The sequence below is a fragment of the Gemmobacter denitrificans genome, assembly GCF_036964905.1.
Lineage (GTDB): Bacteria > Pseudomonadota > Alphaproteobacteria > Rhodobacterales > Rhodobacteraceae > Gemmobacter > Gemmobacter denitrificans.
This window is the reverse complement of record NZ_JBALHR010000042.1, coordinates 1-2,416: the sequence shown is the minus strand read 5'-3', so window position 1 is coordinate 2,416 and position 2,416 is coordinate 1. Positions and strand designations below refer to the sequence as shown.

The following is a 2,416-nucleotide window of genomic DNA, read 5'->3' as shown; positions in this document are numbered from 1 at the left end:
TTGGGGAGCTACATATCTAACTAGCCAAAAATACCTTGCGGAAATTGGCTAGGTAGGTTATCACGGTGCAGAAGGAGCTTGCACCATGTCGAAGCCTGAAACCCTTTCTACCTTTGAGTTCTTCCGTAAGTTCCCGGACGAAGAGACCGCGCGCAAGTTCTTTGAGGCTAAGCGCTGGGGTGGTGACCCCGTCTGCGGTCACTGTGGTTCGGTTGACGTGGCGGAGTGCAAAGACCTCAAGCCCATGCCCTACCGCTGCAAGGACTGTCGCAAGCATTTCAGCGTCCGCACTGGCACTGTGCTGGCCGAAAGCCGCCTTCCCCTGATCAAGTGGCTTCTTGCCATTTACATGCTCACCAGCGCACGCAAGGGCATCCCTAGCACTCAAATGGCCCGCGAACTTGGCGTCACGCAAAAGACAGCGTGGTTCCTTGCACAGCGCATTCGCGAAACTTGGCTGAAGGATCGCGACGACCACATGGACGGTCAGGTTCAGGTTGACGAAACCTATGTTGGCGGTCGCGAGAAGAACAAGCACGCCGACAAGAAACTTCACGCAGGTCGTGGCGCAGTTGGCAAGACTGCCGTGGTTGGCGTCCGCGATGAAAATGGCAAGGTCCGCGCCGTTGTGGTCGAGAACACCAAGGCAGCGACCCTTGAGCGCTTCGTCCGCGACCATTGCAAGGTTGGCGCAACCATCGTGACCGATACCCACGGCGGCTACATCAACCTTAAGGCCCGCGGCTATAACCATATCACCATCAATCACTCTGCAGGCGAGTACGTCCGCGACATGGCGCATACCAACGGCATCGAAAGCTTCTGGTCCCTGCTCAAGCGAGGCTATATCGGCGTCTATCACTACATGAGCGCCAAGCATCTGCACCGGTATGTGAAGGAGTTCTCCTTCCGCCATAACACGGCTCAGATCGGCACACTGGACTTCATTGTAATGACTATCGACCGCATGGCAGACAAGCGCCTCACCTACAAAGGACTGATCAATGCCTGACGACAAGAAAGACCTTATCGAGCCGATCAATGCCAGCTTTGAGGATGTGGTCGGAGCAATAGCCCCGCGCATGATGCCGTCTGATGTGATCCCGTCCGGCATGCCGTTCGCCAAGTGGCGCGGGAAGATTGATCTCGGCGGCGACGAGTTGGATGTGTATGTCCTCGACACAGAGGATCGGGTTATCGCACTTAGAAGCGCGGTCAAATCCATCGCAAATGCTGATAGTGGAGACCTGGCCAAGTTCATAGGGGTGAACAGCCTAAAACCCTATATTAACAGCGACTTAATCCTGGCCGAACTTGTTGAATTTTCGATACCCGGAACGCAGTTTACCGGGCGAGGAATGACGACAGAGCATTTTGAGTTGATCTGCCGTGGTTATGTTCAGGCGCTGTACGAAAGCGCAAACCTAACGGATCGCCAACGAGAAATTGCGATTAAGTGCGCGGTACTCACCGCTGGCCTAACTCGCACAGGGCTTGACGCGCTTATCGATGAAGCAACTGGCTATCAGTATGAGCGCGCAGAGGATGCCTTGCAGGTCAAGTTGCGAGCATTCATCGCTGACGAACTTCGCGCATGGGAGAAAACGTTCCCTGACGAACTTTGGGAGGAGTTTGGGCGTCTGACGGGGTGGTCTACTCCTCTACAGTCACGGCCAAAATGGTGGGGGAAGCTAGTGATTGAACTGATCTATGACACGCTTGACCCAGACGTGGCAAAGTATCTCAAGGAGAACAAGCCACCGGCTGGGGTTCATTGGCACAGGCAACTCACTGAGAATTTGGGCGTCAGGCAATTAGTGTCTCGTTGCTGGGAAGTGATTGGCGTGTCAAAAACTTGCGACGACATCCACGAGTTGAGATAGAGAGTTGCGCAACACTATGGGAAAAAGCCTGTGCAGTTCACGATGTTTCTAAAGCCGCCAAAAGAATAAAGCGGTGACTGCTTCGCTTCAAGGTCGAAGCGTGAACATGGCGACGTGAAAGGACTCGACTCACACGCCGACGATTCGGTCTAACCATATAGACGGCTACCGTCACACTCCTAGCACCCTAGTTTCCTTGATAGGCGGCGAGGGCGCGGGGTGCGCCTTCGGAGCGTTGGGCTGCTTCCCAACAATCCATACAGGAGGTGCCGACGATGGCAGCTTGCAAATGGCCGAAACCGGTGAGCGTTTGCTCATATTTCCGGTTTCGGTTTGGAAAATGGGAGCGTGTAGTTGACCACTGCCGCTCGTATCCATCTCGTTAACGGGTTGCAGCCCTAGAGACTTGTAAGAAGATGGTAGCCGTCACCTCTCACAAAAAATTCTACCACGGCAAAGAATCTAGTGTCTAGACAATCTCGCTAGCCATCTCACTCTCGGCTCAAGTGGCTAGTTAGGTATATAGACCCCCA

The 2,416-nt window shown here is 54.1% G+C and carries 2 protein-coding genes; both read left to right on the top strand.

Going from position 1 to position 2,416, the window contains the following annotated elements:
- The first annotated feature begins 85 nt into the window (after positions 1 to 85).
- Positions 86 to 1,012 (top strand): IS1595 family transposase, encoded by a 927-nt coding sequence (locus tag V6590_RS20715; protein WP_335425611.1) that lies wholly within the window; start codon positions 86 to 88, stop codon positions 1,010 to 1,012.
- On the top strand, positions 1,005 to 1,883 hold the full coding sequence (locus tag V6590_RS20710; RefSeq protein ID WP_335425609.1) for a P63C domain-containing protein: 879 nt from the start codon (positions 1,005 to 1,007) through the stop codon (positions 1,881 to 1,883). The genes V6590_RS20715 and V6590_RS20710 overlap by 8 nt, the downstream gene beginning before the upstream one ends.
- The last annotated feature ends 533 nt before the right edge of the window (positions 1,884 to 2,416 follow it).

Coding starts and splice junctions, on each gene's coding strand:
- V6590_RS20710 (WP_335425609.1), top strand. CDS start 1,005: ATGCCTGACGACAAGAAAGACCTTATCGAGCCGATCAATGCCAGCTTT.
- V6590_RS20715 (WP_335425611.1), top strand. CDS start 86: ATGTCGAAGCCTGAAACCCTTTCTACCTTTGAGTTCTTCCGTAAGTTC.